This window comes from Ornithinimicrobium jinqii (assembly GCF_045032595.1).
Lineage (GTDB): Bacteria > Actinomycetota > Actinomycetes > Actinomycetales > Dermatophilaceae > Ornithinicoccus.
In genome coordinates, this window is record NZ_JBJFZS010000046.1 from 1 (window position 1) to 10710 (window position 10710).

At 70.0% G+C, this 10710-nt stretch carries 7 protein-coding genes; 1 reads left to right on the plus strand and 6 read right to left on the minus strand.

The annotated features are described in order from the left end of the window. Positions 1–409: 409 nt before the first annotated feature. From ACI3ET_RS15910 to ACI3ET_RS15930, 5 genes are all read right to left on the minus strand, one after another. Positions 410–1459 carry a Fic family protein gene (locus ACI3ET_RS15910; protein ID WP_405034054.1) on the minus strand — a complete coding sequence of 350 codons (1050 nt, stop codon included), beginning with the start codon at positions 1457–1459 and terminating at the stop codon, positions 410–412. Positions 1460–1724: 265 nt separating this feature from the next. Next, the gene (locus ACI3ET_RS15915) at positions 1725–3038 is read right to left on the minus strand and encodes a HipA domain-containing protein (RefSeq protein WP_405034055.1); all 1314 of its coding nucleotides are present in this window, start codon (positions 3036–3038) and stop codon (positions 1725–1727) included. Further along, on the minus strand, positions 3035–3301 hold the full coding sequence (locus ACI3ET_RS15920; protein WP_405034056.1) for a helix-turn-helix domain-containing protein: 267 nt from the start codon (positions 3299–3301) through the stop codon (positions 3035–3037). The genes ACI3ET_RS15915 and ACI3ET_RS15920 overlap by 4 nt, the downstream gene beginning before the upstream one ends. 125 nt (positions 3302–3426) lie before the next feature. Beyond that, the gene (locus ACI3ET_RS15925) at positions 3427–4647 is read right to left on the minus strand and encodes a tyrosine-type recombinase/integrase (RefSeq protein ID WP_405034057.1); all 1221 of its coding nucleotides are present in this window, start codon (positions 4645–4647) and stop codon (positions 3427–3429) included. Next, positions 4644–4892 (minus strand): helix-turn-helix domain-containing protein, encoded by a 249-nt coding sequence (locus tag ACI3ET_RS15930; protein ID WP_405034058.1) that lies wholly within the window; start codon positions 4890–4892, stop codon positions 4644–4646. Before ACI3ET_RS15930 ends, ACI3ET_RS15925 begins: the two co-directional genes overlap by 4 nt. 289 nt (positions 4893–5181) lie before the next feature. Between ACI3ET_RS15930 and mobF the strand changes: the two genes are divergently transcribed. Then, on the plus strand, positions 5182–9000 hold the full coding sequence (gene mobF, locus ACI3ET_RS15935) for a MobF family relaxase (RefSeq protein ID WP_405034059.1): 3819 nt from the start codon (positions 5182–5184) through the stop codon (positions 8998–9000). Positions 9001–9068: 68 nt separating this feature from the next. Here the strand turns inward: mobF and ACI3ET_RS15940 are convergent, their stop codons facing one another. After that, positions 9069–10526 carry a hypothetical protein gene (locus ACI3ET_RS15940; RefSeq protein ID WP_405034060.1) on the minus strand — a complete coding sequence of 486 codons (1458 nt, stop codon included), beginning with the start codon at positions 10524–10526 and terminating at the stop codon, positions 9069–9071. Positions 10527–10710 lie beyond the last annotated feature (184 nt).

Genomic DNA, 10710 nt, shown 5'->3' on the forward strand with positions numbered 1-10710 from the left:
CGCTGCCGCCACGCCCTCACCCCGACCACCACCGGACAGGAGGAAAGCACTGCTACCGTCCCCGCACTGACGGCCTGATCAACCCACCGAAGGATCACCGTCGTACACCACTCCACCGGACTTGACCCCGTACCCCAGGAAAGTACGGCAGCAAACGCGTCAATTGTGGGCTTGACCTGCAGGTATGGGGTCACGTGCGTTCCCCCAGGCGTCCCCCGAGCTGACGGAGGGCCGTCGCGCGTGGCCTGGGAAGAGCGAGACGAGCAGGCTCGCGCACGTCCGCCGCGTGGCATGGACCGGGACGATCGGGACGCCGGCCTTGACTCACCTCCAGCCAGGTCAGAGGCCCTTCCCGCTTCGCAGGGAGGGCATCTGTCGTGCCCGTACCCCAGGAAAGTGCTGCAACGCCTCAGGCGCTGAGCAGGACGTCGAGGACGGCAGGGGCGAAGAAGCGGCGGCGGTAGGTCTCACCCGTTGACGAGAGGACGCCGAGGTCGGCCAGTTGACCGACGAGGCCGTTGGCTCGGCCGTAGGAGAGCTCTAGGTCGCGTTGGACCTGCCGCACCGTGAAGGAGGGGTGTGCGACCGCGTAGTCGACGAGGGTGTGGGCCTTGTCCGCGCGGAGAGATGAGGCGCGGATCGTCCCCTTCAGCTCGGACTGCACATCGACGAGCCTCAGCATCTGCCCACGGGTGGTCTGGGCCGACTCCTCGAGTCCCTGGGCGAAGAAGGAGATCCACTGGTCCCACTCGCCGGCGCAGCTCACCGCCAGGAGGCGGTCGTAGTACTCGGTGCGTCGTGCCTCGAACCAGGGCGACACCGTGAGAGTCGGCTCGCTGAGGACCCCAGAGGCGTAGAGCTGCAGGACGATAAGAAGGCGGCCGATGCGTCCGTTGCCGTCGTGGAACGGGTGCAGGGTCTCGAACTGGTAGTGCGAGAGTGCCGAGACGACCACCGGGTCCATGGTGTCCTTGTGGTCCACGGCCATCCAGCGCACCAGGTCGCGCACGTTCGCCTCGAGGTCCAACCCGGGAGGGGGAGGGACGAACCTGGCGGCCTTGACCGGGAGCTCGCCGACGACGGCCGTCCGGCGTTGCCCGATCACCACCTGAATCGTCCTGATCTGCCCGGATGAGGGATCCTCCGCCGGGGTGCCTCGGACCAACGTTCGCTGGAGCTCGGCGAGCATGGACACCGACAGGGTGCGCCCCTGGCCCACCCAGTCGAAGGCCAGGTCGGCCATCGTCACGAAGTTGAGCACCTCGCGCATCGTCAGGCTCACCGGGCTCTCGTCGTCCGCAGTCAGGACGGCTCGCAGGGGTTCGTACGTGCCCTCGAGCGCCGAGGTGCTCTGGGCCTCCCTCTGCAGTGAAGGTCGCCGGAGCAGCCGGGGGTTGGGCAGGTGGCGCGCCGTGCTGTCCAAGGCCGCCAGGGCTGCGCGCGCGTCGGCGACTCGCATCCATGTCTGAGGGCTCAGCTCGGGCAGGTCCTCCGTCAGTGGCGCGGGAACGAAGGCGGAGTGTGTCCACTCCCCCGACCGTGGGTCGACACCAGAGATCGGCACGAGGGTCCCGGTTCTGTTGTTCCCGAACATTTCGACGTCCACAATGTCAATCTACACGGACATCCCAGACATTTCACCGGTGTGATGTGCAGTAAGCGAACATGTCTCGCCCACAGCAGCAATGATGGGGGCGTTCCCCGCAAAACTCCTGTTCACAACCCTAGTCAGCCGAGCTCCGGGTGGCCTGGGACGCGCGCGGGAGGCGCGGAGCCCTGAGGTGGCCCTGCCGAGTGACGGCAGTGGCGACACGGCGGGCATCCTCGACGAAGGGCGCGGGTGCGGCCTCAGCCGCTGCGAGGACTGCTTCGGGCAGGCCTGTGCGCAGGCGCTCCACGCGGTCCACAGCCTCGGTCGCCTCAAGACCCAGGGAGAGGCCGACGGCCATCCAGTCCTCGACGGTCACGTCGCGGACGAGCCAGGTGCGCCCCACCTTCATCGAGCTCCGCACCGCCTCCCCCCTCTTCAGGTACGGCGCATAGGACGCGACGTCGTAGAGGGGTGCCAGGGCCACCCGCGGCCCGCGCAGGAGCAGGGAGTAGTTCTTCGCGTGGGCGTCGGTTCCTCCGACCAGGACGTTGAAGGCGAAGGCGTCGAAGAACGCCGACTGCACGGCATCGCGGTCCGCCAGGGCCAGTGTCGACAGGAGGGAGGCGACGTTCTTGACGCTGGGGCCGCCGTCCGACTGGTACTTCTTGGACGATGGGTAGCTCATCGCCTGCAGAAGATCTTCCTGATGGAGGCGCACCCACACCCCGTCCCGTCCCCGGCCTCGGTCGTAGCGGGTGGAGACCAGCGTCCTGGCCCCACCGACGTCGACCAGGTCCACCCGGGCTGCCCGCAGCCCCAGGAGATCCGCGGCACGTAGGCAGACGAACTCGTTGACGTGCAGGTCCTCGAAGCGGGTGTGGGCGTGGGTCGGCTTGAGGATGTGCGTCGTCGGCGTCGCGTCCTGGGGAACACCCCACCCGCCGTCGTCCAGGCGATGGAGCGCCACCTTGTTCTGCGCTCCCGCCAGGCTCCATCGTCCCGAGCCGGCACCGACGTCCCAGCCGTGGTCGCGGACCGTCAGCCGCAGGAGAAGGTCCGACAGCTCATCGTGGGTCAGCCGGCGGACGTCTCCGGTGCGTTGAGCTGCGTAGGGTGGGTCGACGTCGTCGGGGAGCACCTGCACGGCCCCGGCGGCGTCGCGCCCGACGTGGCGAAGCAGGGCGAACGGGTTCCGCGGTGACACCTCGAACCTGCGACCCCATTCCTCCCGGACGGCAAGGCTGTCCGGGAGGAGCCCTTCGAGCCAGGCTGAGACGACACGGTTCGAGTGCCGCGACCCACTCAGCGGCATCGACAGCGAGAGCGGTGTGGGGCTGGGACGGGCGGTGTAAGCCGTGTCGTAGGCAAAGGCCAGCGCCCCTCCCGGGGCTTGCGCCAGCTGTCCGGCGAGGACGCCGTCGAGGTAGACGTTCAAGTATCCCGTCATGGGCCGTCCTCGAAAAGACCGGCAAACGGGTCATCGTCCTTGGCGTCGGGCGCGGGGGCGGCGACCAGGTCGACCGCGAGTCCGAGCGCGGCGAGGACGTCGAGCACCTTGCCCAGCTCGGCCGACGGGCCCTTACCTGCCTCCATGCGGGAGAGCCACTGGCGGGAGACCCCCGCTCGGTCCGCCAGGGCCTGCTGGCTGAACCCGGCCTCCCGGCGCGCTCGCCGCACGGCGGCACCGAGGTCTCGCACCGTGCTGAGCACAGATTCATCTCCAGACCCGTGGATGTCACGGATGTGCGGCATCTCTTAATGTCAGCGTACCACGACGTTTGCTGTTGTCGCCGAGCCGTGACATCTCCGTTCGTCACATAGGTGTGACAGCCGTCCTACCCAGCCGAGTCATCACCCAACCGTCCGCCGAGCTGGCGCAGTGCCTCGCGCGTGGCCTGGGACGAGACCTGCGAGTAGACCTCCATGGTCATCGCGATCCTGCTGTGACGCAGCACCGCCATCGCCACTCGGGGGTGAACGTCGAGCGAGACGAGCAGGCTCGCGCAGGTCCGCCGCGTGGCGTGGACGGGGACGATCGGGACGCCGGCCTTGCGCGCCCGGGTCTTGAACGCCGTGTGGAAGTTGCGCGGATCGACCGGGTCGCCGAGACGGGTCGTGAAGACGAGCCCGCAGTCGCCCCACATGTCGCCGGCGGCCACCCGTCGCCGATCCTCCTCGGCCCGGTGCCGCTCGAGTGCCCGCACGGCGATGTCCGGCAGGGGCAGCGGCGCGTCCGACGAGGGGGTCTTCGTCCGACGCCGGAGCAGCTGGCCGTCGACCCGCTGGACCTGCCAGGCGATGTACGCCTCACCCTGCTCCAGGTCGACGTCCTCCCACGCCAGTCCGAGCGCCTCGCCCCGGCGTAGCCCGAGCACGAGAAGCAGCACGTAGGCCGCGTACATCGCATCCCCGGCATCACGGGCCGACTCGAGGAACCGCCGCGCGTCGTCCACCGACCACACGGCTGATCTCGTCGCCCGGGGCACGGGCACGCGCACGAGCGCGGCCACGTTGCGGAAGACGAGCTCCTCCCGCATCGCCTGGGTCAGCGCCCCGCGGAGCACGCGCCACGCCTGGTGGACCGTCCACTCCGAGGCGACCTCCTGGCAGCACTGACCGCGCGCGCAGCACTGGGGCTCAGCGCGCGCGGCGTCCTTGCCCTGGAAGCAGCACTGGCAACGCACCCGAAGAGCGTTGACCCACGTCTGGACGTCGCGGACCGCCAGCTTCTCGAGGCTGCGGTCCCCCAGGTCGGGCACGATGTAGAGCCGGGTGAACATCTCGTAGTTGCTCGCGGTGGCCGGCGAGAGCCCGGGTCGAACGGTCTCCTTGAGCCACTGCTCCAGGAAGTCGCGGAGCTTGGGCGAGACCGGGACGACCGGTCCGCGCCGTGCCCGCTCGTGCAGGCGGAGCCACTTCTCGTGGACCTCGGCCCGGGTCTTGGCGTAGACGGACTTGCGCTGGCGCCGGCCCGCGGGGGTGGTGATCCACACGTGGGCTGCGAAGCCGTTCCGGTAGGGGTAGATCGACCCCTCTCCGTTGGCTCGCCTGCTCACGGCCAGTCCGCCTCTGCCTCGGCCGCCCGCTTGGCGACGTACTCGTCGACCCATGCCGGCAGGATGCGCCGGGACCCGCCGTCCTTGAGCGAGCGCAGGTCGCCGGAGATGCACATCATGCGCACCTTCGTCGGCCCGTAGCCGAGCATCTCGGCGACCTCCGCCACCGTGTACCACCGCCGCTGGATCGGGCCGACAGGCGCCTTGCGCCGCTGCTCCGGACTCCCGCTTGCCATCGTTGACATGTCCACTCCCTTCGTCAGGGACCGACCTCCAGTAGGCCAGATCCCGTGCGGACCAGACAGGCACTCGACCGTCCCTGTGGATAACCCACCCGACGACGAACCCGTCTACCCCCCTAAAGCGGACTAGACCCCCCTCCGGGACTCACTTTCTTCAACTTTTTTTCTGAGCAGCCCCGCGACCGACCGACAGCCAGCAGCAGCAGATGGAGGACACACCCGGTGCACTCGGTGAAATTGGTGGCAGAAAAGTGACTCCCAGAGGGCCGTTCGTCCGCATTGGGTAGGTGTGATGACCTTGCACAAGCTCGCCGCCGGCAGCGGGTACACGTACCTGACGAAGCAGGTTGCGGCCCACGACGCCACCGAGAAGCGGCAGGTGGGCCTCGCCTCCTACTACGAGGAGAAGGGCGAGGCGCCGGGTCGGTGGCTCGGTAGCGGCCTCTCCGGCCTCGACCTACAGGTCAGCGACGTGGTGACTGAGGAGCAGATGAAGCTGCTCTTCGGGCAGGGCCGCCATCCCCGCTCCAGTGAGCCCGACGCCGCCGTGAAGGGGTGGGGCGGGTTGGGGCGGGCGTTCCCGACGTTCGACGCCACGACCTTGCGGCAGGTGACGGCGCGCACGTTCAGCGAGCACAACACCAGCCGGGGGCTGGCGTGGAACGCCCCGATCCCGGCGCATGAGCGGGCGCGGATCCGCACCTACGTCGCCCGTGCGGCGTTCGAGCAGCGGCACGGCCGTGCCCCGGTGGACGAGGCCGAGCTGACCAGGTTCGTGGCCAGGGCGTCACGGCCCGCGCAGGTGCCGGTGGCCGGGTTCGACCTGACGTTTTCGCCGGTGAAGTCGGTCTCGACCCTGTGGGCCCTCGCCCCCACCGACGTCGCCCAGCAGGTGGAGGCCGCCCACGATGACGCGGTCCGAGCCACGCTGGCCATGCTGGAGGCGGAGGTGGCGTTCACGAGGGTGGGCAAGGGCGGCATCCGCCAGGTGCCCGTGGTCGGGTTGGTGGCGGCGGCGTTCGACCACCGGGACTCCCGCACCGGGGACCCGGACCTGCACACCCACGTCGTCGTCTCCAACAAGGTCCAGTCCCTGCCGCAGGAGGGCGGGCGGTGGTTGACCCTGGACGGGCGGATGCTGTTCAAGGCGAAGGTGATGGCGTCTGAGCACTACAACACCCACCTGGAGGCCGGGCTGGTGGAGCGGCTCGGGGTCGCCTTCGTCGACCGCCCGGGGGTGGAGGGCAAGCGGCCGGTGCGGGAGATCGCCGGGATCGTCCCGGCCATGCTCGCGGCGTGGTCGTCCCGGCGGCAGGCGATCGAGGCGCGGCAGCGAGTGCTGGCGTCGGCGTTCCTGGCCGACCACGGGAGGACGCCGACCGCGATCGAGTCGCTGGCCCTGGCGCAGCAGGCCAACCTGGAGACCAGGCCCGGCAAGCACGAACCTCGCTCCGAGGCCGAGCAGCGTCACGCCTGGCGGGAGCAGGCTACGACCGTGCTCGCCCGTGAAGGGAGGAGCCCGGAGGAGATGGTCGCCGCGGCGGTGGGGACGAGGTGGGGACGCAACCGGGGGCGCGGTGGGGACGTGAATATCGCCGCAGGTCCGGGGGTGGGGACGCTCTCGGGACACCTTCGACAGCGGCGGGGTGGGGACGTGCGTCCCCAGATCATCGCCGCGCGCGTGCTGTCGGTGCTGGAGGGGTCGCGAGCGACCTGGCAGGTGTGGCACGTGCGCGCCGAGACCCTGCGCCAGCTCCGCACCGCCCAGGTGCCCCTGGCCCGGCTCGAGGAGCACGGGCGCCAGGTCGAGCGCTGGGTCCTGCAGGGGTTCTCGGTCCCGGTCGGGGTGCCGCCGGATCTGGGCGAATCCGCGGTGCTGCGCCGCCCGGACGGGCAGTCTGCCCACACGGTGCACGGCAGCCAGGCCTACACCTCGAAGGCGATCCTGGCCGCCGAGGACGATCTCCTCGCGCTGGGGTTGCGTCGCGACGGCCGCCAAGCCTCCGCGGATCTGGTCGACGCCGTCCTCAGCGACGAGACCGCGGACGGACCCAGTTTGGACCGGTCCCAGGCGGCGATGGTCCGCAGCCTCGCCACGAGCGGGTGCCGGGTGCAGGTCGCCCTCGCCCCGGCCGGTGCCGGCAAGACCGCAGCCCTGCGCGTCCTCGCCCGAGCCTGGGAAGCCTCCGGCGGCACCGTCCTGGGCCTGGCACCGACCGCGGTCGCCTCGGAGGAGCTCGGCCGCACGACCGGTGTCCCCGCAGACACTCTCGCCAAGCATCTCCACCGGACCACCCGCACCGCGGTAGGCGCTCCACCACCCGCGGGTGATCCAGCGCACGCCGCGACCCACGGAGCCGGCCCGAGAACGTTGGTGCTCATTGACGAGGCCGGCATGGCCGGCACCCGGGACCTCGCGGACGTGGTCCGGCACGTGGTCGAGGCGGGCGGCAGCGTGCGGCTGGTCGGGGACGACCAGCAGCTGTCCGCCGTCGCGGCCAGCGGGATCTTCCGCGATCTCGCAGAGGAGGGTTACGCGCGCGGCACCACGGCCATGCTGACCGAGCTGCACCGGTTCATCGACCCGGCCGAAGGAGCGGCCACTCTCGCGGTCCGCGACGGCGACCCGGCAGGCCTGGAGCACTACCTCGACAACGGCCGCGTCCACACCGGCGACGTCGCGACGACAGCCGAGGCGGCGTACGCCGCCTGGAAAGCCGACCAGGACGCGGGTTGGAGCAGTCTGCTGCTGGCCGCGACTCGCGACACGGTCCGAGAGCTCAACGAGCGCGCCCGGCAGGACCGCCTCGACGCCACCGGTAGCGCCCCTGGACCAGAGGTCCCCCTCGCCGACGGCACGTATGTCGGCGCCGGCGACCTGGTCGTCACCCGGCGGAACGACCGCACCCTGCGCACCCGCGACGGATCGTGGGTCAAGAACGGGGACCGGTGGCGCGTCCTCGACGTCGGCACCGACCGCAGCGTGACGCTGGAACGGCTCAGCGGACGGACACGCGCCGCTTCCGCCCGCGTGGCTCTGCCCCCCGGGTACGTCGCGCAGCATCTGCAGCTGGGCTACGCCAGCACGATCCACGGCGCCCAGGGCGCCACCGTCGACACCACCCACACCGTCCTCACCGGGACGGAGACGCGGCAGTCCCTCTACGTCGCGCTCTCCCGGGGCCGGGAGTCCAATCACCTCTACATCGGCACACCCACGGCTGCCACCGACGGTGTGGGTCTCGGCGTCGAGGAGCCGACGGTGGATCCCCGTGAGGTGCTCACCGACATCCTCGCCCACGACGGTCGCGCACTGTCCGCAACCACCGTCGAGCGTGGCGACGCCGCAAGGGACCTGCGCGAGGCCGTCCTGGCCTACCAGGACGCTCTCCCAGTCCTCGCGCAGCAGGTCTTGGGCCAGGAGCGGATGGCGGCCTTGGACGCCTCCTTCGAGGAGTGGTTGCCCGGCATCACCACCAAGCCGGCCTACCCGCACCTGCGCAGCGAGGTCTCGGTGCGGTGGCTCGACGGCCAAGCACCGCGCGCGGTGATCCAGGCCGCCACCTGGTACCGGGGCAAGGAGAGCCTCACCGACGCCGAGGACCCCGCCGCCGCGCTTTCCTGGCGCATCAGCACCACCCTCAGACGCACCTGCGGCCGCGGGCCCCTGCCCTGGCTGCCGGAAGTCCCTGCCGCTCTCCGCGACCAGCCGGACACCGGCGAGTACCTAGCCAGACTCGCCACGAGGATCGATGACCTTGCAGACCGGGTCGCGGACGAGAGTCAAGTACCGGGAACCATCGAGTCCACCCCGTGGATGCGCTCGGTGCCCCCGGACGTGGACGACCGTCTGATCGGTGACCTCGCCGTCTTCCGAGCCGCCCACGGCGTACCACCGACCGACACCAGACCCACCGGACCTCCGCTGAAGGCCGCTGACCCCGCCAAGTACCAGAGCCGCCTGGAATGGCGCCTCACGGCGCCCTCAGACTGGGCCCGCCGCTCACGGAAGACCGAAGACGGCCACTCGCGCGACGTCAGGAGACTGCGCCCCGAGCGGCACCCGAACCACCACCAAGGCACCACCGTCGACACCTCGATACCCCGATGACGAGCCCGCCGCCCGTGCGGCCGTCGATCCGAAACGGGTGCGCTGCCCCCGCTGCCGGGGGGGGGGGGTCAGCCCCGGGGCCAGTCGAACCTCGCAGTGGCGATAGTCGTGCCTCTGGCCCGCGGCACGCTCAGGTTGTACTTGGGCCGACGCGAGCCACCCTCCCTGCCGCTGGTGCCGGGGGCTTGCTTGCCCTGGTGGAAACCAGAAACTTGCCCCGCCGCCTTGGCCGCCTCAAGTGCAGCGACGTTGTGAAAGTAGAACGCCTCGACGTGCAGCGGCTCGAAGGCGGCCTTGCGCCGTCGTGACACCCCGGAGTTGGACGGTTTCGACTTCACCCCTTGTTGCGCCTTGAAAGCCCTGTGCCACTCCACGAAGGCACCGTCCTCGTCAGCGACAGCCACCCCCCCGACCATGAGGAACCCGAGGCCCTGCTCGGTGATGCAGGCGCTCATCGACGCCTGGTCGTTCAGTGGCGCCACTCCCTGACCCCTCTGGATGGCACCCGAGACCGGGTTACGCCAACTCTCGGTGTGAGCTTTGAGGTCCCAGACGAACCGCAGGGAGTAGTCGAAGGACGTGTTGCCGTAACGCGTTCTCGGGGGTTTCGGGTTGGGAGAGAACGCTGCGTTGAGCACGGCCCTCCCTCGCGCCTCCCAGTAGAACCCTTGCCACTCGTTCTGGTTCGGGCCTTCCGTCATTCCCTGGTCGAGCATCCACTGGATACTGCTGCGCCCGTCCCAAACGACCCGCCTGCCACCGTCAGGTTGTCGTGACGCACGCCAGGCATCGAGCAGAGCAGCTGCCAGCGCCTTCCCTTCCTCCTCTGGTGTACCCAGCAGCATGCTCCGGTCGGCCCCGAGTCTGCCGAGGCGACGCTCCGCGCCTGCCAAGAGAGTGTTGAGGCCGGCAAGGGAGATGGTCTCGCCGGTGGACTCGCAGTCGTCGGACCACGGTGCGTCGAACTCACGGGCGAGTGCCGCCGCGAGATTGGTCTTTGTAAGCCCGGTGTCGAGGTGCGGCGCCATGCGGACAGCGAGGTTCACGAGCACACGCTTGTGCTCCTTGCTGCCAGGGCCTAGCCACTCGGGACCGGAATGGGTCAAGGAACTGATCCGGTTTACAGCCTCGATCTTCGACTGTGCTGGCTGGAACGCCGCCCACTCAGGACCGTCGAGCCTCGTCGGCCGCCGTCCGGCGAGGCGCCTGAGCGAGTCGTCGTGGTAGGCCCTCGTGGCGCCTCGGAGGAGGACGTTGAGGCCGTCGAGGTTGAGCTTGTTGCGCACGACGTACGTCGGTTCCCACTCGATCTCGAGCTCCTCCGCGATCCGCCTGGCCATGTGCGCGTTCGTACGCGACACATCCATGTCTAGCGAGAGCGCGTCCCGCAGGGCGAGGATGGCCCGCTTCTCCCCGCGGGTGCTGCCTTCTTGGGATCCGCCCGTCAGGGAGAAGATGCGCGCGACGGCCTCGGAGACCGTGGCGGCAGGCAGGAAGAACGTCGGGTCGACGGGCGCGGCGCACACGTTGGCCAACGCTAGCGCCCCCGGTAGGTGGTGGTGCCCTGGCCCCCTTGTGCCTAACCCCGGTCTTTCATGAGGTGGGGCTGGTGCGCTCGGCGTGGGCGTGATCGTCGTTCTCGTCCGGATTCGGCGCGTGGGCGTGGGGTAGCGCCGGCTGGCGCTGCCGGTCTGCGGTTCTCCGGGGTCC

Coding starts and splice junctions, on each gene's coding strand:
- ACI3ET_RS15910 (WP_405034054.1), bottom strand. CDS start 1,459: ATGCGAGTCGCCGACGCGCGCGCAGCCCTGGCGGCCTTGGACAGCACG.
- ACI3ET_RS15915 (WP_405034055.1), bottom strand. CDS start 3,038: ATGACGGGATACTTGAACGTCTACCTCGACGGCGTCCTCGCCGGACAG.
- ACI3ET_RS15930 (WP_405034058.1), bottom strand. CDS start 4,892: ATGTCAACGATGGCAAGCGGGAGTCCGGAGCAGCGGCGCAAGGCGCCT.
- mobF (WP_405034059.1), top strand. CDS start 5,182: ATGACCTTGCACAAGCTCGCCGCCGGCAGCGGGTACACGTACCTGACG.